Origin of the sequence: Paenibacillus anaericanus (genome assembly GCF_003994475.1) — a bacterium.
Lineage (GTDB): Bacteria > Bacillota > Bacilli > Paenibacillales > Paenibacillaceae > Fontibacillus > Fontibacillus anaericanus.
Genome location: NZ_RZNY01000020.1, coordinates 45835 through 69949 on the forward strand (window position 1 = coordinate 45835; position 24115 = coordinate 69949).

The window sequence follows — 24115 nt, forward strand, 5'->3', positions numbered from 1 at the left end:
TAACAATTCTTGTTATGTTGGACCGGAGGGTGGTATTCGGAATGTGGGTGGCACCACGGGTGAATTGGAATCCAATCTCTCGTCCCTGTTGTTTTTATTAAACAGGAACGGGATTTTTCTGTTTTTAGGGCTATTTTTTCACAAGATAAATTGATATTGGATGGAGGGTGGAGCACATGGGAAATACCAATTTTACTAAACCAAAAGGAACGCAGGATTTACTGCCGGGTACAGTTGAGAAATGGCAGTTTATTGAAGAAAAGGCTCGCAATTTGTGCCAGCGATTCAATTACCGGGAGATTCGGACACCGATCTTCGAACAGACTTCACTTTTCTCACGAGGTGTTGGTGAAACAACCGATATTGTAGAGAAGGAAATGTACACCTTTTTGGATAAAGGTGATCGCAGCATGACACTTAGACCGGAAGGAACGGCTGGTGTAGTTCGCTCTTATGTCGAGAACAAGCTTTTTGGCGACCCGGACATTAGCAAGTTGTATTATATCGGACCCATGTTCCGTTATGAGCGGCCACAGGCAGGACGTCAACGTCAGTTCCACCAGTTTGGTGTGGAAGCGTTTGGGGCAACTAATCCAGCGATCGATGCTGAGGTTGTAGCACTTGGTTATGAATATTGCCGTGAACTAGGCCTAAAAGGTGTAAAAGTTGAACTGAATTCTGTGGGTAATCCGGCTTGTCGAGCAGTATACCGCGAGAAGTTGCTTCAATTCTTAACACCGATAAAAGATAGCTTATGTAAGGATTGTCAGTCCCGGATGGATCGTAATCCACTGCGTGTATTGGACTGTAAAGTCGATCAAGATAAGTTTGGTGGGGCGCCGTCCATTCTAGATAGCTTGGACGAAGAATGCACTATGCATTTTGCTAAAGTGCAGGAACTACTAACAGCGATGGAAGTTGATTATGTCATTAATCCCCGACTTGTTCGTGGACTGGACTATTATACGCACACTGCGTTTGAATATAAAGCTGAAGGTATTGGCGCTATCGATACGATTGGTGGCGGCGGACGGTACAACGGTCTCGTAAGTCAAGTTGGTGGTCCGGATCAACCTGGTATCGGTTTTGGCCTTGGTCTGGAGCGGATTGCCATCATTCTAGAGAAACAAGGAATCGGAATCAGCGGGGTTAAACCGCTTGATGTCTACCTCGTTGCTCTAGGAGAAGCCGCAGATAAAGAAGTTACTACACAGCTGTTTAAGCTTCGTCAAGCTGGATATTCCGCTGATCGAGATTATCTTGATCGCAAAATGAAGGCACAGATGAAATCAGCTGACCGCATGCAAGCCCGCTACACTGCCATCCTCGGTGATGACGAGCTGTTGCGCGGCGAAATCTCCCTCAAATCAATGGAGAACGGTGAACAACGCACCGTTAAACTGTCGAATTTAGTGAACGAGCTAAGTAAATAAGAGGCATGGAAGTAGTAGTACTGCTCCAGCGTACAGCGCATCCCGAAGGGACAGCGGCTCTCAACACGTAGAAAGTAGCGCATCTCCGAAGGAGACAGCGCTCCAGCAGGTGCACAAGTAGTAGAGCGTGCCCCGAAGGGGAGAAAAGCGACTACTAGCACGTGGCCACCTGGGTGCGTCGAAAGCAGCAGAATTCACCAGTGTGTTTCCAGGTAATACGGGTGCAGCAAAAGTAAGACGTACCCGAAGGGGGAAAAGCGTGCCACGCACAAAACCTAAGCGCATCTCCGAAGGAGATAGCGATACAGGAGCGCCTCTACAGCCTCCCAAGTTACCTAAGCGGGTATCCAAAGGGCGGCAGCCCTTGGGGCCCTCCCTTATGGTAAGGGAGGGTTTGGGTGGGATGAGACCCATGGGATGAGAAAGATAAATAAAACTCAAAAGGGAGATAACTATTATGAAACGCACACACCATTGCGGAGCAATAAGCACCGCGAATATTGGAGAAACGGTAACATTAAACGGATGGGTTCAGACCCGTCGCGACTTGGGGGGCGTACTCTTTATAGACCTGCGTGACCGCAGCGGTATTGTCCAAGTTGTATTTAACCCAGCTTATTCTGGAGAAGCACTGCAAATCGCTGACAGAGTTCGTAGTGAGTATGTAATTGCTGTTAGTGGTAAAGTCGTTAAACGTGATGCAGAAACAGTAAACGCAAACTTGCCTACGGGTGAAGTTGAAGTGCAAATTACAGAAATCGAAGTGTTGAACGCTGCTAAAACTCCACCATTCTTCATTGAAGATGGAGTTGAAGTGGATGAGTCCCTTCGTCTTAAATATCGTTACCTTGATCTCCGTCGTCCTGAAATGCAAAAGACATTGTGGCTCCGCTCCAAAGCGGCTAAAGTATTCCGTGATTTCTTAGATGGAGAAGGATTTATTGAAGTAGAAACACCAATCTTGACTAAGAGTTCCCCTGAAGGCGCTCGTGATTATCTCGTACCTAGCCGTGTTCACCCTGGTGAATTCTTTGCACTACCACAATCACCACAATTGTACAAACAATTACTCATGGTGAGTGGTGTAGAACGTTATTACCAAATCGCACGTTGTTTCCGTGATGAAGATCTTCGTGCTGACCGTCAGCCAGAATTCACACAAGTGGACATTGAGACGTCTTTCCTTACACAGGACGATCTTCTGGGCATGATGGAGCAACTGATGGTACGTCTCTTCAGAGAAACCAAAGGTATTGAACTTGAGACACCATTCCAACGTCTAAGCTATGCTGATGCTATTGGCAAATACGGATCTGATAAACCGGATCTTCGTTTCGGATTAGAACTGATTGAAGTGAACGACATCGTTGCGACAAGTGGTGTTAAAGTATTTGCGTCTGTCATCGAAAAAGGTGGAGAAGTTAAAGTACTGAACGCTAAAGGTTGCGGAACTTGGAGTCGGAAGGAAATTGACGACCTTGGACCATTCGCTGCTCGTTATGGAGCTAAAGGTTTGGCTTGGATTCAAGTGAAAGAGGGAGAATTCCGCGGTCCGATCGTTAAATTCTTCAATGAACAAGAAATTGAAGCCCTTAAGGAACGTACTGGAGCTGAAGAAGGAGACTTGTTGCTCTTCTCTGCTGATACTAAAAAGGTAGTTGCTGATGTTCTTGGTAATCTTCGACTTAAAATTGGCCGTCAACTTGGATTGATTGACGATAATGTATTTAAATTCGCTTGGGTTGTTAACTTCCCATTGCTCGGCTGGGATGAAGATCAGAAGCGTTATGTTGCAGAACACCATCCGTTCACACGCCCACGTGAAGAAGATGTTGCCCTATTCGACACGGATCCAGGACAAATTCTTGCTCAAGCTTATGACATTGTCCTGAACGGATATGAAGTAGGCGGCGGCTCGATGCGGATATACAAACGTGATGTACAGGAGAAAATGTTCGCAGCGATCGGTTTGTCTCAAGAAGAAGCTCAAGATAAATTTGGCTACTTAATGGATGCATTCGAATACGGAACTCCTCCACACGGCGGGATTGCTTTTGGTTTTGACCGTCTTGTGATGTTGCTATCTGGTCGTACCAATTTGCGTGAAACTATTGCATTCCCTAAGACAGCGAGCGCTACTGATTTGTTAATGAACGCTCCAGCTGAGGTAGATGCAACACAATTGGAACAGTTGCATATCAAAGTAGCACTTAAGAAGTTGGCTGAAGAAACAAAGTAATATCACCATTTCTAGAGCACATCAATGTAAATAAGTTATAGAGCTTTGAAGGTGGCAGGCCAAGATCATTATTCTTGGTCTGCTATTTTGTTTATTATGAATCCTTACCACATTATGAATAAATTAATATTGACAAAAAATAACTGGGATGGTTTAATCGAATCAGTAGTTGATGTAACGTTTAACCAAAGATAAGGAGTAACCATGAATAACAAAATCACCATTAAAGATATTGCTCAAATCGCAAATGTATCTATTGCTACGGTGTCCAATGTTATGAATGGAACCGGTAGGGTATCGTCCACTACCTCTGCTAAAGTGAATAAAGTTATTCAGGAAATGAATTTTGCCCCAAGTGCTTCTGCACGTAATCTGAAAGACAAAAAGTCTCATTTAATTGCTGTGGTTGTTCCGCTCTTAGAGAAAGGGATGATTCAGGATAATCCGTTTTATTGGGAGCTTGTGCGCGGAGTTGAGAAGGGTGCACGAAATCATCAGGTGCAGATTATGCTGCTTGGTATTGATGAGACGGAGAACTTTTCATTTGTAAAAACTCGTCATTTGGACGGTCTGATCGTTGTAGGTGTTTTTGAACGCTCATCTTCTTATGAGCAAATTTTAAATTTAGGTGTGCCATGTGTATTTTTGGATAGCTATCTGTCTGATCCGGAGCTTCATCAGGTTTGTTTGGATGACGAAGCGGGCGGATATCTTGGAACAAAGCATTTGCTGGGACTTGGTCATCAGAATATTGCGATACTAACAGGTAAATTGCAAGAGGGTGGGGTTAACTACTTCCGATATCAAGGATATTTAAGAGCGCTAAGAGAGAATGGTATTACTAAGAATGATAAATTGGTATTTGAAGAGTCCTCATCCATACAAGGTGGTTACCAGGCTGCGCAAAAAGTAAGCAGTTATGCAGATGGGATCAGTGCTATATTTGCTTTTTCGGATGTATCAGCAATGGGTCTAATAAGAGGGTTATATGATATGGGATGGGCAGTTCCACGCGATATTTCGGTGGTGGGCTTTGATGATATCTTCTATACACAGTACATGATCCCTTCTCTAACTACGATTAGCCAGGACGTTGCGCACAAAGGTAAAGTAGCTGTAACTATGCTGCTGGATCAGATTGATGGAATTACTTGTAATGATAAGTATATTACCGTACCGGTTAGCTTGGTTGTAAGACAAAGCACTATTTCAAACACAAAAGGTTAAAATAGTGCTTTTTTTTAATAGATGATTAAACGATTAATCTAATTGCGGCTTGAGGAGGTGATCACCTACTAGATATCAGTTGTTTTAGTAGGAATTGTATGTTTTTCAAATGATTAAATGTTTAATTGTAAGCGGTTAACTCAAACGTGAAGGGTGGATTACAGTATGAATACAAAAAGAATAGCTATGTCGTTACTCATTATGATGATGGTCTTTACAACCGTAGCTTGTTCCACTAAGGGAAATAACAATGCCAGCAACACAGCGAACACAAGTAACGCAATTTCACAAAATGAACAAGTCAATGGAGAAGAAGTGGCACAGGATGAGGAGTTAACAGCGGAACCGGGTGCCAAACTGATCATTTGGGATGGTAAAGACGGAATTCCCTTCCTAAAGGAAATCGCCAAAGAGTTTAGCGCACAATATAACATTCCTATAGAAGTTCAAGAACAGGGTGCTCCAGAACAAATGCAAAAAATGAAAACAGACGGCCCTGCAGGATTGGGTGCTGACTTACTTGTTCTCCCCCATGACAACTTGAGTCAAGCGGTAGCGGGAGGTTTTGTACTACCCAATGATTACTTTGAGGAAGAAACAAAAGCTGAATTTCAGGAAACAGCCACTAAAGCAGTTACTTTGAATGGCATCCTCTATGGATATCCAAGAAATATGGAAACCTACGCCTTGTTCTATAACAAAGAGTTAGTTAAGGAAGCTGAGTTGACCTCTTGGGACGATATTATCAAATTTTCTAAATCATTTAATGATGTAAGCAAGAAGAAATACGGATTCATGATGAGCTTGAATAATCTGTACTTCTACTATCCGTTTATCTCAGGATACAAGGGTTCAATATTCGGAGATAACAACACCAATCCCGAAGAAATCGGAATTAATAGTTCACAAGTTGTTGAAGGAGCTAAGTATTACCAAACTATGCGTGAGATTTTACCGATGACTGCCGCCGATCTAACTACAGATGTTAAGACTGCATTGTTCCAAGAAGGTAAATTAGCTATCAATTTAGATGGCGTATGGAATATCGGAAACTTCTCATCACTTCCTTTTGAAGTAGGAATGATGCCACTTCCTAAGTTTCCTAATGATGAGAACCCGCGTACTTTTGCTGGAGTTAAGGCTTATTATGTCAGCTCCTATTCGAAATATCCGAATGCAGCGAAATTGTTTGCAAGATATGTAACTTCGAAAGAAGCACTCGTAAGGAACTTCGAAGTGTCAGGATTCATTCCGGCACGTAAAGATATGGAGAATGAACCCTCCATTGCAAAAAATGAGATGGTGAGTGGAGCGATTCGTCAGTTTGAATATTCAGAGGCCATGCCGTCAATCCCCGAAATGCAGACTGTATGGGAACCAATGGCGAATGCATTGGATCTGATTTGGAACGGTGAAGATGTACAGAAAACATTGGACAACGCAGTCAAGAATGTTAAACAGAGCATCGAAACATTGAATAAATAAAGCGAGAACGTGTATAAAAATGTGACGTCATCCGTTTCTGCGAGCGGATGACGGACACATTCACCATTTACAGGAGATGATTCGGAATGGGACAGCATCGAAAGCGGGCTATGATACTCTCCTTCATAGGTATGGGGTTTGGTCAAATATACAATCGACAGTTACTAAAAGGGATCGTATTCTTCTTCGTTCATATTGCAGGTATTTATCTAGCAACCCTACTACCAAGGGCTATATGGGGAATTACCACTTTAGGAGAACAAGCCGATCAGCTTAAAAAGGTTGGGAAAGTATATGTTAACATTCGTGGGGATCATTCAATCTTCTTATTGATCGAAGGAATGATTGTTATTCTAGCGATGATCATTATGCTGTTTATTTATGTCGCAAACATACGAGATGCTTATCAGATAGGCAAGTTGCGAGAACAAGGTATCAAGTCTAACAATTTTAGCGAAACCGTAAATTATTTATTGGGTCAGAAGTTTCCACAGGTGGTTATTTCACTTCCGCTCATGCTCGTTATCTTTTTTACACTGATGCCGATCTTATTTATGATAATGCTGGCATTTACAAACTATTCTTCACCGAATTACCTACCCCCAGCAAAGCTAGTAAGCTGGATTGGATTCGATGGGTTCAGAGATCTTTTTACGATTAATGCTTGGAATAATACGTTTTTTGGGGTTGCTCTTTGGACGCTAATCTGGACTGTGTGCGCAACGATTACAACTTTTGTAGGCGGATTTGTTGTGGCGTTAATGGTGCAAAAGAGGGGAATTCGTTTTAAAGGATTTTGGCGGACGTTATTTATTATCCCCTACGCAATTCCGCAGTTCATATCACTTTTGATCATGAGAAATATGTTCAATGGTGAGTTTGGTCCTGTTAATCAATATCTCAAATATTTCGGATTAGGCGGACTCCCATGGCTAACAGATCCTTTCTGGGCAAAGTTTACGGTGATTATCGTAAATATCTGGATAGGGTTTCCGATTAGCATGTTGATGATCATAGGAATATTGTCGACGATCTCCAAAGATTTATATGAAGCTGCTGAAATTGATGGAGCAAGTTCAATTCAACAATTTAATGCCATAACGTTCCCAACGGTTATGTTATCGTTTGCGCCGTTACTTGTTATGAGCTTTGCTGGGAATATAAACAACTTTAATCTGATCTATTTGCTAACGAACGGTAATCCAGTCAATCCAACGTATCAATTTGCGGGAAGTACTGACATCCTGATTACTTGGTTGTATAAATTGACAATGGACAGTGGGAAGTATAACTATGCCTCTATCATTGGTATCTTTATTTTCATTATTATCGCTTCTTTCTCTATTGTGAATCTAAAGAGAACTAAGGCATTCAAAGAGGAGGATCAGTACAGATGAGAAAGTCGGATCTAAAGTCAGGATTTAACTTTGGAAATTTACTTTGTTATATTGGGCTGGTCACTATAGGTATCTTATGTCTATATCCCGCTCTTTGGGTAATTATGTCTTCTGTTAGACCGGGTAATGCTTTATATAGTGAACATCTAATCCCTACTTCATTTACGTTACAGCATTATCGAGATTTGTTTGCCACATATCCATATGCGCAATGGTTTATAAACACATTTAAGGTTGCTTTCTTTACTATGATTTTCAGTACGCTTCTAGTAACGATTACGGGGTATGTATTTTCTCGTTTCCGCTTTAGAGGTCGTCAGAAAATTATGCTTAACATGCTAGTTGTCGGTATGTTCCCTGGCTTCATGAGCATGATTGCTGTCTATATTTTATTGATGCAATTGCAGTTATTGGACACACATCTTTCGCTGATTCTCGTATACTCAGCTGGTGCTCCGATGGGATTTTTATATGTAAAAAGTTTCTTTGATACGGTCCCGCAAAGCTTGATCGATGCGGCAAAAATAGACGGTGCTGGTCATTTAACTGTATTCAGACGGATCATGCTTCCACTCTCCAAGCCTATGTTAGTCTATATCGCGTTAACATCATTTAGCGGTGGGTTTGTTGATTTTATATTTGCGAACATGGTCTTGAGCACACCTGAGAAACAAACTCTTGCAGTCGGTTTATTCAAAATTGTCCAAGGTAAATTTGCGACAGAATTTACGTTATTCGCTGCAGGTTGCGTACTCGTTGCTGTCCCATTAACTTTGTTATTCATCGTACTCCAAAGATACCTGGTCGAAGGCCTGATGGCCGGAGCAGACAAGGGCTAACATAATATTTACGAAGGAGCTGTAATTTGATGTTATTAGAAGCGATATATCATCGGCCTAAAGGATGTTGGTCATACGGTTACGATGATCAAACTATACATTTGCGAATACGGACTAAAAGAAATGATGTAGCTGAGGTCCAAGTGTTATTTGGAGATAAATGTGCTCCATGGGCTGACATGCAGATAGCCCAGATGGGAGTCATAGCAAGTGATGAGCGGTTTGATTATTGGCAAGCAACTGTTCACCCTCCTTATGGGAGATTGCAATATGGGTTTCAATTACTTAGCGGTGAAGAGCAACTATGGTTCACGGAGAAAGGAATACACGATAATCCACCAACTGAACATTTAGGACTGTTCGAATTTCCGTTTCTTCATGCTATTGATATTCATAAGCCACCTGCTTGGGTCAATGAAGGGATTTTCTATCAAATATTTCCTGATCGTTTTGCGAATGGAGATACCTCGAATGATCCGGTTACAGTGGAACAATGGGGAAGTAAGCCAACGTACACTTCATTTAACGGCGGTGATCTACAGGGAGTTATCAACTCTCTGGATTACTTGAGCGAGCTCGGAATTACTGTGATTTATTTTAATCCTATATTTGAAGCCCCAGCGAATCATAAATATGATACAGGTGACTATTTGAAGATTGATCCTCATTTTGGAGATAAAGAAACGTTGAAGACGCTAGTTAAAGCATGTCATGAACGGGGAATCCGCGTTATTTTGGATGGGGTATTCAACCACAGTGGGGTTACGTTCAACCGTTATCTAGATGTTGTTGAGAAAGGAACAGAATCCCTCTATTACGATTGGTTCCATATTAACGAATGGCCTCTTGAGGTTAAGGAGGGGATTCCGACTTATAAGACGTTTGCTTTTGAAGCGACTATGCCTAAATTAAATACGGCGAATTCCGAAGTGAAACAATATTTCCTGAATGTAGGAAGATATTGGATCGAAGAATGTGACATTGATGGATGGCGGTTAGATGTAGCTAATGAGGTGGACCATCAATTTTGGCGGGAGTTCCGTCAGGTCGTTAAGAATGCTAAACCAGATGCCTATATATTGGGAGAAGTTTGGCATGACGGGATGGCATGGCTTGAAGGTGATCAATTTGATGGGGTCATGAATTACCCTGTGGCCAATGCTATTCTTGATTTTATGGTCTTTCATAACATGGATGCATTTACGTTCGCTGCTGGGATTGGCGGTTATCTGGCGAGATATCCACAGCAAGTTAATGAGGCCGCCTTCAACCATTTGGACAGCCATGACACGGTACGGTTACTGACATTATGTAAAGATAATAAGGAGATGATGAAGCTAGCCGTAGCTTTTCAATTTACTTTTATAGGAGCTCCAAGCATTTATTATGGAGATGAAATTGGATTGTCTGGACATTTCGATCCAGATAATCGTAGATGCATGGAGTGGGAACTGGCCAAACAAGATAAGGATTTATTGTTATTTTACAAGTCATTAATTGCACTTCGTAAGGCTCACCCGGCTCTCCGCAAGGGAACATTCCGGGCATTAACAGCAGAGAAAGACTCTTCGCTGCTTGTATATGAACGCGCTGAAGGCGATGACCGCCTGATTATCATTATGAATGCTGGAAAAGAAGACGTTGCAGTATCTCTATCATTGCCAATAGGGGAATGGAGAGATGTTTTCTCTGATGAAATAGTTAATGAAGCCCCCTCTATTTTTCAGGAGCAGTTATCTTCTTATGATTTTCGTATTCTGAGTAGCTGTAAGTTGGAATCAAGAACAAACCACTAAAAGATAGGAGATGGAGGACATGCAAACGAGTGAAACTATTCACCCGGATCAAATAGACAGTTCTGCGGCCTCTATAACGTATAAAGACATAGGTTCGGTCGTTCGTTACGAGTTACGTACAACACATATTATCGTATATGGAGAAATGGTAAATTATACGATTCTGTTTCCTGGACCCTCAGTAGTTAGAATTGTCGGATCGATACAGGGGCATTCCGCTGATATAGCACCTACACCTGCACTTCTACCTTATGAACTACAATTGGGCTGGAGTATAGTAGAGACTGAGTTTTGGTTGGAAATTAGTAGAGGCGATATTGTTGTCACAATAACTAAAGCGACAATGTCATTTCGTGTAAGTTTCGGTGGGGAAGAGGTATGTGATAGCCACGAGTTATATTATGCGGGAAAGAAATTGCGTTGCCGTGGAGCTATATCGCGAGAAGCATTACTTTATGGTCTGGGAGAAACAACGGGTTTTATGGATAAGCGTGGGGAAAAATATACGATGTGGAACTCGGATGTCTTTGACCCACATGTTCCAGATATGGAGTCATTATATCAGTCCATCCCGTTACTGATCCATCATCATCCCGGAGGAACTTATGGGATATTTGCAGATAATCCTGGTCGGACGGTATTTGATATGCGTACAGATACAGAGTCGTATTTGATAGAAACAGAGAACGGAGAGATCGATCTCTATTTCATTGGTGGTCCTGGGCTTAAAGATGTCGTATCAGCTTATTCTACATTAACGGGAAAGATGAAGCTTCCTCCTCTGTGGTCACTGGGATATCAACAATCGCGATTCAGTTATATGAGCCAGGATGTAGTGTTGGAATTAGCAAGAACATTTCGAAAGAGGGCAATACCTTGTGATGTAATCTACCTTGATATTCATTACATGGATGAGTATAAAGTATTTACTTTTGATAAAGAACGGTTTCCTGATCCTCCTAAAATGATGAAGGAACTGAGGGAAATGGGTTTTCGAGTTGTGCCTGTTGTCGATCCTGGGGTTAAGATTGAAGAAGGATATAATGTGTACGAGGAAGGCAGCTTGAAGAAGTATTTTTGTGAAAAACCGGATGGTACCCAGTTTGTTGGTCATGTTTGGCCGGGTGCAAGTGTCTTTCCTGATTTTACAGATGAGAAGGTTAGCAGGTGGTGGGGAGATTTACACCAATTTTATGTTGATCTTGGCATTAGCGGGATTTGGAATGATATGAATGAACCAAGCGTGTTCAATTCATCGTCGAAAACGATGGATATAGATATCATGCATCAGAATGGAGGCAACCCGAAGAGTCATGGAGAGCTCCATAATTTGTATGGATTGCTGATGTGTAAAGCAACGTGTGAGGGGCTTGGTCAGCTTTTACAGGGTGAAAGGCCATTTATTCTAACGAGAGCCGGATATGCAGGGATACAACGTTATGCTGCTGTGTGGACAGGAGATAATCGTAGTTATTGGGAGCATATGTCACTGTTTATGTCGATGGGAATCAATTTGGGATTATCGGGGGTTCCGTTCTGCGGAGCCGACATCGGTGGGTTTGTGCATCATACATCTGGTGAATTATTAACAAGATGGATGCAATTAGGTGTATTTACGCCATTTTGTCGAAATCACAGTTCTATTGATACAAAAGGCCAGGAGCCATGGGGCTTTGGTGACAAGGTAGAAGCAATCTGTCGAAAATATATCGAATTAAGATACAGCTTACTCCCTTATATCTATTCACTATTCTATGAGGCCTCTCAAACAGGCCTACCTGTCATGGCTCCATTAGTACTTGAATATCCCACCGATAGAAATACGTTTCATTTATCTGACCAATTTTTATTTGGTAAAGATATGTTGATTGCCCCAATCTACCGTCCAGGAACAGAGCATCGGGTTGTCTATTTACCCGAGGGAACCTGGTATGATTATTGGAGCGGGGAGCGTCACCATGGAGGTCAGCATATCGTTGCACAGGCTCCAATAGATACCCTCCCCATCTTTATACGATCTGGTGCTATTATTCCACAGACGAGAATCAAACAGCATACGGAAACTGCGGAATGGTTACAACTAGATTTCAATGTGTATTGTTCTGGTTATTTGGAAGGCGAAGAATTGTCTACAAGGGAATTTATGCTGTATGAGGATGACGGACTTACTGACAAATATGAAACAGGTGAGTGTAACCTGTTGAAAGTTCAATGCCAGAGGCAGATGGGTAAGCTTTCGATCAGGTTAAAGTATGCTAAGAGTGGCTATGGGTTGGGGAGAAAGTCACTTATCTTCAATGTTCACCAGCTTGGCTTTGTTCCTGATAATATCGTTGGTATTGAACGTGTCGACAATATGGAAGATCTAAAGGTTCATGCGTCTGGTTGGTATTATAGCAATCATAATCAAAAGCTAGTTATCAAAAGCGAATTCACTGATTATCAAGGAGTATACCTTGAAATTATATCATGTTGATTCCTTGGCCTATTTTGCCCTATCATATAGAATAATAAGATTCTATAGATAGTGGTCACATTTTGGGAGGTAAATAGACATGCTTCATCAATTTTCACGAACAGAGCTTGCTATAGGGGCAGAAGGCCTGGATATCATGAAGAACAGTACAGTTGCGGTTCTTGGTATTGGTGGCGTAGGAGCCATGGCGGTAGAGGGTTTAGCCAGAACAGGCATAGGCCGGATTATCCTGATCGATAAGGATGTTGTCGATATCACGAATATTAATCGGCAGATTCATGCGTTGACAACAACGATTGGACAGAAGAAGGCGGATCTCATGTGCGAGCGAGTGAAACTGATCAACCCGGAATGTGAGACAATTGCTCTAAATATGTTCTATACGGAAGAAACCTATGAGGAACTGTTCAAATACGATATTGATTATGTGCTGGATGCTTCGGATACGATTATATATAAAATCCATCTGATCAAGGAATGCCGTAAACGTGGAATTCCTATTCTCTCTAGCATGGGTGCTGCTAACAAGATGGATCCGACTAAGTTTCAAGTAGCTGATATCTCCAAGACTCATATGGACCCTATGGCGCGCGTTATTCGTACGAAGCTACGCGAGGATGGCATCAAGAAAGGGGTTAAAGTGGTTTTCTCTACGGAGCAGCCACTGAAGCCGCGTGCTGATGTGACGGAGAAGATCGTACCGGCGAATGCCCCGGCGATCCGCAAGGCTAAGCAACCACCAGCTAGTAATTCCTTCGTACCACCTGTTGTTGGCTTAATTATGGTTAGCGTTGCTGTACGTGAATTGTTAGAGAATAAACAAAACTAAATTAATGGTACAAAAAAGCGTTGGTTATAAGGGATTTAGATGCCCTTGAGCCAGCGCTTTTTGTTTGCCGATTATCATGCTGCGAGGGGATTTTATATATCAGCTAGGAACTGTAATTGGGAATAATATGCGTCGTAATAATTTACGTGAAAATAATTTTATCGAAGGGATTGAATATCATAAAAACGATGATAAAATAATTTTAACGTTAAAATTATTTTATAGAAATGAAGGATGGTGGGTTTACATGGAAACGGAATTGGTTCAAGCCAAAGGGAAAGCTGGTTTCAGGAGTCTGCTTCGCAATCGGTCGTATGTAATATTTCTCTTATGTGACGCAATTTCTCGCTTTGGAGATTCAGTAGATGCTATTGCATATAGCTGGATGGTATATGAACTGACAGGATCCAAGCTTTTGATGGGAACTTTATTCGCCGTGAACTTTATACCCGCAGTAATATTTGGTCTTCCGGCGGGAGTTCTAGCAGATCGGTGGAACAAGAAAAAGGTTCTGTTCACAGTCTATATGTTACGAGGTTTGGTCGTCGCGTTGACTGCCCTTTTATATGCGATGGGCCTCCTTGAAACCTGGCATTTATTCCTGTTTACTTTCTTGAATTCAACACTTGAGTGTTTTTCACGTCCGGTTGAAATGAGTATCGTCCCTTCTTTGCTGGAAAAGGAATCATTGTTAAGTGGCAACTCGTTTCTCTCTTCCGTTACTAGGACCGCTGAACTGGCTGGTTACGCTGTAGTTGGGGTGATCATCTCAACGGTAGGGTTGTCAGGAGCTATTCTACTGGATTCGTTAACGTTTATTATTTCGGCTATTTTAATCAATTTAATTGTACTTAACCATGTAACGAAGACTGAGTCAGAGCCAGCACCAGCGCCAATTGGAGGAGGAAAGCTGCGTGAATATGGACAGGAAATTAGTGCCTCTTTTAAATTTGTGCGTAATCATAGGCTCATTCTGACGACGGTTATTTTGGCGGCTTTTGTTAATTTTTGTTTGACTCCGTTAAATGTATTGCAAACCGTATATGTAAAGGACACATTATCTACTGGAGCCACAGGAATGAGCGTACTGAGTGTTTCACTTGTGCTGGGTATGATTCTAGGTGGAATTTGGCTTGGTAACAAAGGAAGCGGATTTAAGAAAAGCACATTACTCATCTGTGGTTTATTAATTTCAGGGGTATGTTACTCTCTTCTAAGTTTGCCACCCCATCTGCCTGAAGTGATCAGGCTTGGTTCAGCAGGTGTATTGTTTTTTGGTATGGGTCTTGGGGTTACATGTGCATCCACTCCTCTTAACACATATATCATGGAGGTTACACCAATGGAGATGCTGGGCAAGGTCGGCGCTTTGGTAGGCTTACTTTGTACGATTACGATGCCTGTGGGGAGTGCATTATCTGGTGTAGGAGCAGAATGGATTAGTGTTCCGGTATTTTTCGGTATCATGGGTGGTTTGCTCGTGATCGCCGCAGTCAGTATGCTGTGGGATAAAGGATTTCGTGAGGTATAGAGCTAATGTGCTTTGTATAATATCCCAAGACAACTTATAATAGACGAAAAGACAGGTTTCTTTAGGGGAAGCTCTGATTGGGGTGTTCTATTATGGAGCAAATGATTTTGACCAGTCTGGAGGATATTAGAGTCTACTCTGATCCTTATCGGCTGCAAATTATGAATACATTTTTCAATATGGATCGGCCTGCAACCGTAAAGGAAATAGCTGATGAATTGGGAGAGGTTCCAGCAAAAGTTCATTATCATGTAAAAAAACTAGAAAAGGTAGGACTACTGAAACTTGTTTCCACCAAAAATATAAAGGGTATTATCGCAAAATATTATCTCCCTTTTGATGGTGATATACAAATTAAGCACGCTGATGCCTCCTTACCTGTTCAAAAGATGATTATTTCGGAATCACAAAAGCTTATTAATAATATATTTGAGCAAAAGAAAGCAAGATTCTTAGGATTTGTGGGGTCCTCGGAAAAACCTTTTGGTCAGCTGGCGGATCTTGCCCTGTATATGACGAAGGAAGAATCAGAGGAATTAATACAAAAGATCCGCGAAATGTGTGCCCCATTTGAGGATAAACGAGAAAATTTAGCTAAACACGATTTTTTTCTTTCTTTGGTAAAAGATCCAGGTCCGGTGAAAGAGGCGGATGAGAAAGACAACGAACCATCTTGATTCATTCTAAAGACATTTTCTGCTCATTGGAGTAGGAAGTGTTTTTTGTTTTAAATGAATTTTGCTTAGAACTATTAGAACCAACGGCTTGAAGTCGCCTTTTTCCATTCCTGGTGGTATAATGAAACTCCTTTTGACTTCGGCACAATGATTCTGAATTGAAGCGAAGCACAATATGGAATACGATACCTTAGGAGGTAACTGAAAGTGGAGGATTTTCAAAGTGCCTATCAAGAAGAAAAGGCGCGGCTGGACCGCACCTTGGAAGACATCGAGAGACAATTACTAGCGCTTCGCAGTATTCCCGTATATACGGGACATGATTTTACAGAACAGTTGCTTGAAGAAAGTCGTCAATTACAAAGAGATCAGTTGGAACGTTCATTCCGTGAGCCGTATTTCGGTCGACTTGATTTCAGCGAAAAAGGTAAGCCTCGAACACCGTACTATATTGGGAAAATGGGTGTGGGTGATCCTGAAGGTAAGGAGCCGATCGTCATTGATTGGCGTGCTCCCCTCGCTAGTTTGTTTTATTCCTTTACCGGCGGTGATTCTGCTTCTTATGAGGCTCCAGAAGGCTTAATTGAAGGACTTGTATACCTGAAAAGGAACGTTGTTATCCGCAAGGGAATATTGGAGCGGGTTGCAGACACCTATAACCAAGATAGTGAAGGACCGGCTGTATCCGACGAATTCTTGGTCTACCGGCTTGGTGAGAACAAGGATAATCGATTGCGCGATATTGTATCGACAATCCAGGCGGAGCAGGATTTAATTATTCGGGCGGCTAAAAATACAGCGTTGATCATTCAAGGCGTAGCTGGTAGTGGAAAAACAACCGTTGCACTGCATCGACTTGCGTATTTGCTGTATCAATACAAAGAACAAATAACGGCGGAAAGAATGATTATTTTTGCACCCAATCTCATGTTCATCGACTATATTTCTGAGGTTCTTCCTGAACTGGGTGTAGGAGATATTCAGCAGAGTACATTTAGTGATTGGGGAGCAAAAATTCTAGGATTGGAGTCTCCCCCTTCGGATGGTCCAGGGGCATTAACTCGCTGGTTTGATGTGAGTGATACAGAGCGACAAGTTGTGGGTGATGATAAGTTATCGGGAAGATTCAAAGGTTCGATGGAGTTTAAAGCCATACTCGATACATTCCTGGAAAATATCGAATCATGTTGCGTCCCTTCACTGGATTTCGAACCATGGGAAGGAACGAGACTCTCACATGCTGAAATTCTACAGTGGTTTGAGGGTGAATATAGACACTACCCGGTAGCGAGACGTAAGGAACGGGTGTTGTCACGAATTCATCGCTGGATCGAGATGGAGCTTAAGAAGTCACCATCCCTTGCGGTGCTGAAGGAGCGAAAGAAAAAGGCCCAACTGCGGGAGAAGGCTTATGCGAAAAAATGGCCTGAGCTGGAGCCTGTAGCTATATATCAAGAACTATTTCAGGCTAAGAAGGGTGCTAATACGGGGTTTCCGGACATGTCGGAGAGCATACCAGCTAGCATTTTCAAGGAATCCCAAGCCTATTTGAAGAAAAAAATGCTCAAAGAAGAGGACTTAGCCGCACTATTATATCTCTTCACCTGTATCAATGAAATAGAAGGCAATATGACCTTTGACCATGTTGTCATTGACGAGGCACAGGACTTTTCTCCATTCCAGGTCGCTGTATTGGATCGGTTCGTCAAAGGTCATTCGTTCACCATCTTGGGAGATTTATCGCAGGGTATCCATTATTACAAAGGGGTACGGAGCTGGGATGAGATGAGCAGGTTGTTCCAACCAGAGGAGACCGGATACTTTGCTCTGACACGCAGCTATCGCTCCACAATGGAGATCATCGAGTTCGCTAATGAAATCTTGAAACGGGGCGTTGGTGCGGATTTGTTGGCTGTACCTGTATTCCGTAGTGGTGATCCCGTGCGGCTACAATCGGCTGCGGGAGATCAACGGGAGGCGTCCATCTCGCAAGCACTTGCAACCGCACTTTCTGGCTCGTACCGTACAGCCGCATTATTGACCCGTACTTTACAGGAAGCTAAGCAACTGTATGAATATCTTATTGGTGAGGGCGTTGAGGCTCATCTCATAGATGGGGATAAAGGACAATATGCAGGAGGAATTTCGGTACTTCCCGTCTATTTATCCAAAGGACTTGAGTTCGACGCCGTGATCATGACGGATGTTGATACCAGTCACTATGGGCCAAATGATGCTAAGCTGCTATATGTTGGTTGTACTCGTGCGCTGCATGAACTTTGGTTACTGCACGGCGATTCTCTTCCAACTTATATTGCAACGGACAATTCAGAGATCGTGATTACAAGTCATCCGACTCTTCCATAAAGTCTTCCAGGCTTCGGGCTGCTTTGCTCTGATTGCATAAGCTACAGGCACATACACAGTTTACTGGTGTTGTGTGCCCACCCTTAGCACGTGGTAATAGATGATCAATGGTATCCCCATATTCCCCGCAGAAGAAGCAGGTGAGCTTGTCCCTGTCCAGAATATAACGGCGGAATGTTCTGTTGGTGTATAACCGACGGATGGTATGGATATTAACGACTGAGGCAGCATGCTCTTTTACGAGTGTAACAGCCATATCATAGTCAACTTCTTGTTGCCAACGGCTACCATTATCCGTGCGTCCTCTCATACGAACTAATCCATGGCGGTTTGGTTTGAGCATACCTACATCTAAACCGTCTGCTCTTGGGGGCGGGAGTGGTAGCGCACGTTTTATCCGGCGCTTGGGCAGTGGTGCACATTCTATATCAACAGGTAGATATCGTTGCGAAATGGATAATTCAGGAGTATGACTTGCTTTGGTTGGTGCTACAGCTGTTGGAAGGATAGGTTGTTCTTTCTTCATTTGGCGACAACTTCGGCAAGCTCCTCTCCGAGAGCCTTTACTGGATCTTTTGCCCGTTCTACGCATAAAATGTGATAAGGGGCTAATTTGTCCACAGCATGCACATACCTTGGTAGTCGTATCATTCTGCGATTCAGTAACTTTCTTCACTTATATCACCTCTGATTCATATCGAATGATAACGTAAGTACTATAATTATTATACTCATCCCTGCGCCTTCTTCATAGATATACCAAAAAGCCAAGACCGCACAGGTCTTGGCTTTGTTCTCATTTCGTAACTGAAGATGCTTCTTGTCTAAGTAACCGCATTTTGGATAATACTTTTCGGATACTTTCTTCTGATAAATAAAAATCCTCCGCTAAATTTTTAGCTGAGCGGCCAGCGCTATACTGAATAAATATTTCCTTATTTCGTAATGCAATCGATGTGCGTGATCCGCTAAGCTCCCCCCAAGGTGCCCGAGTTTGTTCTGGTTTAGGGATGTAGAGAAGCTCGCCTTGAATGTAGTGCTGCAGTTCTTTCAGCAGCCTAGGGGGAAGCACATCCTTCCCATTTTTGTAGTTCACGATCATGGTCCTCCTTATTTCGTTGTCTGTCTTCCAACTGATTGACAAGATAAGTAAACATGGTCGTAAATCCCCCTTTCGGCTTAAAATAGTTAATGGTTTGATTCTATCTTAACATAGGTTATTAATGGAAATAAGGGAGAGCTTTTAGCTCCCCCGGTTTATGGGTCTCTGCGTTATGCAGAGACCACCTCACTCACTGAAAACATTTCTATCAGCCTCCTTTCAAATACTTTGTCGGCCCGACATCTATATTAACTCATATATAGAGTTGGGAAGAAAGTGAAAGAACGATTATAAATGTTTTTTACTTGCGTTATGGTAAAATAGAGGACATGAAGGAAGTGAAAACAATGGATTTATTCTCATATGGGCAAGACAGTGATTCTTCTGGGCGGTTGCTTGCCGATCGGATGAGACCTCTCTCTCTGGATGAATATATTGGTCAGGAAGCCATACTAGGACCGGGCAAACTTCTGCGTCGTGCCATTGAAGCTGATCAAGTTTCTTCTATTTTGTTATATGGCCCTCCAGGCTGTGGAAAAACAACATTAGCTCATATTATATCTAATCATACGAAGGGCGAATTTATTAGACTAAATGCGGTGGACGCTTCGGTTAAGGATGTTCGGGAAGTGATTCAGAAAGCGCAAAGCGATAAGTCCTTCTACGGAACGAAGACGATTCTGTTCTTAGATGAGGTACACCGCTTCAATAGTTCGCGTCAGGATGCACTGTTACCAGCGGTGGAGAAAGGTACGATAACCTTTATCGGTGCAACAACGGAGAATCCGTTTCATTACGTGAATGGTGCCTTACTGAGCCGCTCAACATTATTTCAACTGGAGCCACTAACGAAGGAACATTCATTGATTGCTATGAACCGAGCGCTGAAGGATAACGATAAGGGACTCGGCTTTATGAACCTGGAAGTGGATGATGAGGCGCTTGTGCATATCGCCACTATGGCTAATGGTGATATAAGACGAGCTTTGAATGCGCTGGAGCTTGCGGCGCTAACAACGCCGCCCCGTAGCGATGGAAGTGTCCATATCACCATGGAAGTAGCAGAGGAATCGATTAGGCGGCCGCTTGTAAAGGCAGACGAATCAACACAATACGACATTTTATCTGCGTTTCATAAGAGTATTCGTGGCTCTAGTGATGCGGCACTGTTCTGGTTCCTCTATGCAGTCGAGAAGCTTGGGATGGATCCGATGACCTTTATCCGGCGCCTGATCGCTGCCAGCAGTGAGGATATTGGACTTGCGAATCCGCAGGCTATGGTCCAAGCAGTGAGTGCTTTAGAGGCTTACCGTAACAATGGGTGGCCAGAGGCCAGACTTAATATTTCACAGGCGATCCTCTTCGCTGTCGAAAGTCCGAAGTCAAATGCCGTTGTGATGGCGATTTCAAAGGCCATGTCGGCGATGGATGATGTCAAGTCGGCCGAAGTGCCACTACATCTCAGAGATGGACATTACAAAGGTGCAGAGAAGCTTGGCCATGTTGGGTACGAGTATCCGCATAATTTTCCGGGGCACTATGTGAAGCAAGATTATTTGCCAGCAAATCTGGCCAATAAGACATTCTATGAGGCAACAGAGCAAGGTAATGAGGCCAAGATCAAACATAATCAGGAGCTTCGTAGAAGTAAAGATTAATCGAGACAACAAAACAAGCCAGCTATCCCCTATGAATCGGGAAGGCTGGCTTGTTTAGTTACATCTATCTGTTAACACTATTTATAAATTATTATTGTAGTTTCTCTGGAACTTCTATGGTTCCGCCACCAAGACATTCCTCACCCTGGTAGAAGACAACTGCTTGTCCTGGTGTAATAGCTTTCTGTGGTTGATCAAATGTAACGAGAAGAGTTCCGTCTTCGCGTGGAACGAGAGTAACCCCCTGGTCTGGTTGACGGTAACGGAATTTAGCTGTGCATTTAAACAGTTCCTTAGGTGAATTGTGAGATCCTGAGATCCAGTTCACTCCCGATGCAATCAAGCTAGTGGAATACATGCTGGGATGCTTGTCTCCTTGTACAACGTAGAGAATGTTACGCTCCAAGTCTTTCTCAGCGACAAACCATGGTTCGCCGGAACCCGTGCCGGATCCTCCAATACCGAGACCTTGGCGTTGCCCTAAGGTGTAATACATTAATCCATCATGATTACCCTTTACATCTCCAGTCACAATATCAACCATCTTTCCTGATTGAGCGGGAAGATAATTGCTAAGAAACTCTTTGAAGTTTCGTTCTCCGATGAAGCATACCCCTGTACTATCTTTCTTCTTTGCCGTAGAAAGACCAGCTTCCTCGGCAATCCGCCGTACCTCCGGCTTGGGAAGATGTCCAATCGGGAACATTGCTTTGGACAATTGCTCCTGATTCAATGCATTGAGGAAATAGCTTTGGTCTTTATTAGTATCTACGCCCCGTAGCAACTTCAATACTCCAGCGTCATCCTTCACGACGCGAGCATAATGACCAGTGGCTACATAATCCGCTCCGAGATCTAGCGCTTTCTGCAGAAATTCCCCAAATTTGATCTCACGATTACATATCACATCTGGATTTGGTGTGCGCCCGCGCTTATATTCTTCGAGAAAATAGGCAAATACTTTATCGTAGTATTCTTTCTCGAAATTCACCGTATAGTAAGGGATATCAATTTGTTCGCAGACGCGTCTTACATCCTCCGCATCTTGTTCTGCGGTGCAGACGCCGAACTCATCAGTATCATCCCAATTTTTCATGAATATGCCAATCACATCATAACCTTGTTGTTTCAGTAGTAGTGCTGTAACCGAGGAGTCAACTCCTCCCGACATACCAACGACGATCCGTGTTTCACTATTTGGTTTCGACATTATATCACTCCTTTGTTCCTGTCGTTATTTTAACATAAGCTTTGGTCTTAAACGACCTACGGCGGTAATTGAAAATTTTAGTGAACAAATTGGGGCAAGCATGTGTATTACTTTCCAAAAAGAGACGTGATGTGTTACGATAAGCTGAGGTTAATGATAGGAATAGGGTGTTATAACCTTATTTTTAATTGATCAAAGTTCAATTATATAAATATTACTTGAAAATTGAAAGAGGTGGCTTCTTTGAAGATTTCCACAAAGGGACGCTATGGGCTAACAATCATGATGGAACTAGCCGCTAAGTTCGGTGAAGGTCCTACCTCCCTAAAGAGTATTGCTGAGAAGAATCAACTGTCTGAGCATTACTTGGAGCAACTGATTGCACCGCTGCGTAACGCTGGTCTAGTTAAGAGTATTCGCGGTGCGTACGGAGGATATATATTAGCTAAGGAAGCCGCAGATATTACTGCTGGTGATATCATCCGTGTGCTGGAAGGCCCTATCTCTCCAGTGGATTTCACGGAAGAGGACGATCCAGCCAAGCGCGATTTGTGGTTGCGTATTCGTGATAGTATTGCTGACGTGCTTGATTCGACAACACTTGAGAGTTTGATTTCATTTGAAGAGCATGCTGGTAAAGAGAACTATATGTTCTATATCTAGTTCTTTTACACTCAAGATCATAATAAAATCCTTGTGTACCAAGGGTAAAGGACTCCTAATGGAGTCCTTTATTTTTTTGGAAACTCGCATAAAACATATCCCCTGTTTCTTTTAAGTCACACGAGTGTATTCTTCCAATATAGCCCACCTAATGGTTTCTAGCATTTTGATACTATATTTTAAATATTTAAATATAATCTTGAAATATTATTTCAAAGATGTTATCCTGCATTTAGAAAGCGATTTCAAAAATGAAAGAGGATGATGAAAATCATGTTTGAGCATTTGACAACAGAGACTCGCAATAAGAAGACAATGAACTTGGATGAATTAACGCCTCTTGAATTTTTAGAAGTGATGAATGAAGAAGATCAAAAGGTAGCACAAGCGGTTAAACAACAGATTCCGCAAATTGCTAAGGCGGTAGAAGCGACTATAGCGGCGATAAAACAAGGGGGACGCTTAATTTACATGGGGGCTGGAACAAGCGGACGTATCGGCTTACTAGATGCCGTTGAATGTCCTCCAACATTCGGGACAGCGCCTGAAGAGGTAGTTGGGTTAATTGCTGGTGGAGAGAGAGCATTTATTAAAGCGGTTGAAGGTGCAGAGGACAATGAACAATTGGGGGTGCAAGATCTACAAGATATCAAGCTTACAGCCAAAGATATTGTCGTAGGGATTGCCGCTAGCGGACGTACGCCTTATGTAATCGGTGGCTTAGAATATGCAAATTCTATTGGTACACCTACTGTAGCCGTAAGTTGTAACAAAGATTCAGCAATTGGTAAAGTTGCCAAGATTGCAATTGAAGTCGTTAACGGACCGGAAGTGTTAACAGGTTCAACACGTTTAAAAGCTGGGACCTCACAGAAATTAATTTGCAACATGATTTCAACAGCTTCAATGATAGGTACGGGGAAAGTATATGGTAATTTAATGGTAGATGTACAGTTAACCAATGAAAAACTGGTTGAACGTGCTAAACGTATTGTAATGGATGCGACAGATTGTGACGCTGGAACAGCACAAGACTATTTGAAACAAGCAGATCACAAACCGAAAATTGCAATTGTGATGATTCTTACTGGGCTTTCTAAAGAAGAAGCTGTACAACGTTTGGAAGCATCACAAGGTTTTGTGCGTCAAGCGATAAAATAACCCGCAATGAAGAGAGGAGAATAAA

At 42.5% G+C, this 24115-nt stretch carries 18 protein-coding genes; 15 read left to right on the top strand and 3 right to left on the bottom strand.

What is annotated here, in order from left to right; genetic code table 11:
- Positions 1-176 precede the first annotated feature (176 nt).
- From hisS to EJP82_RS20415, 12 genes are all read left to right on the top strand, one after another.
- Positions 177-1433 carry a histidine--tRNA ligase gene (hisS, locus tag EJP82_RS20360; protein ID WP_127193898.1) on the top strand — a complete coding sequence of 419 codons (1257 nt, stop codon included), beginning with the start codon at positions 177-179 and terminating at the stop codon, positions 1431-1433.
- A 457-nt stretch (positions 1434-1890) separates the two neighbouring features.
- Complete coding sequence (aspS, locus tag EJP82_RS20365) at positions 1891-3672, top strand: aspartate--tRNA ligase (RefSeq protein ID WP_127193899.1); 1782 nt, start codon at positions 1891-1893, stop codon at positions 3670-3672.
- A 204-nt stretch (positions 3673-3876) separates the two neighbouring features.
- Positions 3877-4899 carry a LacI family DNA-binding transcriptional regulator gene (locus tag EJP82_RS20370; protein ID WP_127193900.1) on the top strand — a complete coding sequence of 341 codons (1023 nt, stop codon included), beginning with the start codon at positions 3877-3879 and terminating at the stop codon, positions 4897-4899.
- A 165-nt stretch (positions 4900-5064) separates the two neighbouring features.
- Positions 5065-6384, top strand: a complete 1320-nt coding sequence (locus EJP82_RS20375; RefSeq protein WP_127193901.1) for a sugar ABC transporter substrate-binding protein — start codon at positions 5065-5067, stop codon at positions 6382-6384.
- Between the two features lie 86 nt (positions 6385-6470).
- On the top strand, positions 6471-7781 hold the full coding sequence (locus EJP82_RS20380) for a carbohydrate ABC transporter permease (protein ID WP_127193902.1): 1311 nt from the start codon (positions 6471-6473) through the stop codon (positions 7779-7781).
- Positions 7778-8620 carry a sugar ABC transporter permease gene (locus tag EJP82_RS20385; RefSeq protein ID WP_127193903.1) on the top strand — a complete coding sequence of 281 codons (843 nt, stop codon included), beginning with the start codon at positions 7778-7780 and terminating at the stop codon, positions 8618-8620. Before EJP82_RS20380 ends, EJP82_RS20385 begins: the two co-directional genes overlap by 4 nt.
- A gap of 29 nt (positions 8621-8649) precedes the next feature.
- Positions 8650-10416 (top strand): glycoside hydrolase family 13 protein, encoded by a 1767-nt coding sequence (locus EJP82_RS20390; protein ID WP_127193937.1) that lies wholly within the window; start codon positions 8650-8652, stop codon positions 10414-10416.
- A 19-nt stretch (positions 10417-10435) separates the two neighbouring features.
- On the top strand, positions 10436-12892 hold the full coding sequence (locus EJP82_RS20395) for a glycoside hydrolase family 31 protein (protein WP_246054327.1): 2457 nt from the start codon (positions 10436-10438) through the stop codon (positions 12890-12892).
- Positions 12893-12971: 79 nt separating this feature from the next.
- Positions 12972-13721: a tRNA threonylcarbamoyladenosine dehydratase gene (locus tag EJP82_RS20400; RefSeq protein WP_127193905.1), complete on the top strand. Its 750-nt coding sequence runs from the start codon at positions 12972-12974 to the stop codon at positions 13719-13721.
- A 247-nt stretch (positions 13722-13968) separates the two neighbouring features.
- Positions 13969-15252, top strand: coding sequence for an MFS transporter (locus EJP82_RS20405; RefSeq protein ID WP_127193906.1), 1284 nt, complete (start codon positions 13969-13971; stop codon positions 15250-15252).
- Between the two features lie 92 nt (positions 15253-15344).
- Positions 15345-15929: an ArsR/SmtB family transcription factor gene (locus tag EJP82_RS20410; protein WP_127193907.1), complete on the top strand. Its 585-nt coding sequence runs from the start codon at positions 15345-15347 to the stop codon at positions 15927-15929.
- A 207-nt stretch (positions 15930-16136) separates the two neighbouring features.
- A complete protein-coding gene (locus tag EJP82_RS20415) occupies positions 16137-18296 on the top strand; it encodes a HelD family protein (protein WP_127193908.1) in 2160 nt (719 codons plus the stop codon).
- Here EJP82_RS20415 and EJP82_RS20420 read toward each other — a convergent pair.
- Positions 18271-18972, bottom strand: coding sequence for an HNH endonuclease (locus EJP82_RS20420; RefSeq protein ID WP_127193909.1), 702 nt, complete (start codon positions 18970-18972; stop codon positions 18271-18273). The genes EJP82_RS20415 and EJP82_RS20420 overlap by 26 nt on opposite strands.
- A 120-nt stretch (positions 18973-19092) precedes the next feature.
- On the bottom strand, positions 19093-19398 hold the full coding sequence (locus tag EJP82_RS20425; protein ID WP_211350210.1) for a CD3324 family protein: 306 nt from the start codon (positions 19396-19398) through the stop codon (positions 19093-19095).
- A 347-nt stretch (positions 19399-19745) separates the two neighbouring features.
- Between EJP82_RS20425 and EJP82_RS20430 the strand changes: the two genes are divergently transcribed.
- Complete coding sequence (locus tag EJP82_RS20430; protein WP_127193911.1) at positions 19746-21056, top strand: replication-associated recombination protein A; 1311 nt, start codon at positions 19746-19748, stop codon at positions 21054-21056.
- Between the two features lie 91 nt (positions 21057-21147).
- Here EJP82_RS20430 and mnmA read toward each other — a convergent pair whose 3' ends face one another.
- Positions 21148-22266, bottom strand: coding sequence for a tRNA 2-thiouridine(34) synthase MnmA (gene mnmA / locus EJP82_RS20435; RefSeq protein WP_127193912.1), 1119 nt, complete (start codon positions 22264-22266; stop codon positions 21148-21150).
- A 243-nt stretch (positions 22267-22509) separates the two neighbouring features.
- Here mnmA and cymR point away from each other — a divergent pair, with 243 nt between their 5' ends.
- Together cymR and murQ are read left to right on the top strand one after the other, a co-directional pair.
- Positions 22510-22929 carry a cysteine metabolism transcriptional regulator CymR gene (gene cymR, locus EJP82_RS20440; protein WP_127193913.1) on the top strand — a complete coding sequence of 140 codons (420 nt, stop codon included), beginning with the start codon at positions 22510-22512 and terminating at the stop codon, positions 22927-22929.
- A 273-nt stretch (positions 22930-23202) separates the two neighbouring features.
- A complete protein-coding gene (murQ, locus tag EJP82_RS20445; protein ID WP_127193914.1) occupies positions 23203-24090 on the top strand; it encodes an N-acetylmuramic acid 6-phosphate etherase in 888 nt (295 codons plus the stop codon).
- Positions 24091-24115: the final 25 nt, after the last annotated feature.

Bases quoted from the DNA above. Each gene is read 5' to 3' on its own strand.
- hisS (WP_127193898.1), top strand. From the start codon at position 177: ATGGGAAATACCAATTTTACTAAACCAAAAGGAACGCAGGATTTACTG.
- aspS (WP_127193899.1), top strand. From the start codon at position 1,891: ATGAAACGCACACACCATTGCGGAGCAATAAGCACCGCGAATATTGGA.
- EJP82_RS20370 (WP_127193900.1), top strand. From the start codon at position 3,877: ATGAATAACAAAATCACCATTAAAGATATTGCTCAAATCGCAAATGTA.
- EJP82_RS20375 (WP_127193901.1), top strand. From the start codon at position 5,065: ATGAATACAAAAAGAATAGCTATGTCGTTACTCATTATGATGATGGTC.
- EJP82_RS20380 (WP_127193902.1), top strand. From the start codon at position 6,471: ATGGGACAGCATCGAAAGCGGGCTATGATACTCTCCTTCATAGGTATG.
- EJP82_RS20385 (WP_127193903.1), top strand. From the start codon at position 7,778: ATGAGAAAGTCGGATCTAAAGTCAGGATTTAACTTTGGAAATTTACTT.
- EJP82_RS20390 (WP_127193937.1), top strand. From the start codon at position 8,650: ATGTTATTAGAAGCGATATATCATCGGCCTAAAGGATGTTGGTCATAC.
- EJP82_RS20395 (WP_246054327.1), top strand. From the start codon at position 10,436: ATGCAAACGAGTGAAACTATTCACCCGGATCAAATAGACAGTTCTGCG.
- EJP82_RS20400 (WP_127193905.1), top strand. From the start codon at position 12,972: ATGCTTCATCAATTTTCACGAACAGAGCTTGCTATAGGGGCAGAAGGC.
- EJP82_RS20405 (WP_127193906.1), top strand. From the start codon at position 13,969: ATGGAAACGGAATTGGTTCAAGCCAAAGGGAAAGCTGGTTTCAGGAGT.
- EJP82_RS20410 (WP_127193907.1), top strand. From the start codon at position 15,345: ATGGAGCAAATGATTTTGACCAGTCTGGAGGATATTAGAGTCTACTCT.
- EJP82_RS20425 (WP_211350210.1), bottom strand. From the start codon at position 19,398: ATGATCGTGAACTACAAAAATGGGAAGGATGTGCTTCCCCCTAGGCTG.
- EJP82_RS20430 (WP_127193911.1), top strand. From the start codon at position 19,746: ATGGATTTATTCTCATATGGGCAAGACAGTGATTCTTCTGGGCGGTTG.
- mnmA (WP_127193912.1), bottom strand. From the start codon at position 22,266: ATGTCGAAACCAAATAGTGAAACACGGATCGTCGTTGGTATGTCGGGA.
- murQ (WP_127193914.1), top strand. From the start codon at position 23,203: ATGTTTGAGCATTTGACAACAGAGACTCGCAATAAGAAGACAATGAAC.